Below are 394 nucleotides of genomic sequence, written 5' to 3'. Positions count from 1 at the left end.
TGCCATCAGCTGACCGATCTGCGCCACCGTAAGGCCGATGCGGTGGAGATAGAGCGGCAGCAGCGTATAGACGGCGGCGACTGCCAGACCGGAGCCGAAACTGCCCATCACCCCGGTGGGCGTGAGCGTGATCAGGCGCATTGGCGACAGCGGCTCGGCATGATCGATGAGCGGCGACACACGGGGGATCATCGCCATCGGCAACACCGACAGCGACGCCAACATGCCGATCACCATGAACGGCGCGGCCTCGCCCATGGCATCGGTGACACCGAGCAACAATTGACCGATCACCCCAGCCGCATACAGCGAGATCATGTAGAGCGCGAGCAGCCTGCCGCGTACCTTCTGGTCACCGGAGGTGAGCAGCCAGCTCTCGATGACCAGATAGACC

The 394-nt window shown here is 63.7% G+C and carries 1 pseudogene; it reads right to left on the bottom strand.

Annotation, left to right across the window (positions count from 1 at the left end):
• A pseudogene (locus tag DL891_RS16695) lies at positions 1-394 on the bottom strand (MFS transporter); the annotation flags it as partial.

The organism is Homoserinimonas sp. OAct 916 (genome assembly GCF_003260275.1).
In the GTDB taxonomy this organism is placed as follows: Bacteria; Actinomycetota; Actinomycetes; order Actinomycetales; family Microbacteriaceae; genus OACT-916.
The sequence above is the reverse complement of the archived record's forward strand: the minus strand, read 5'-3'. Positions and strand labels throughout refer to the sequence as shown.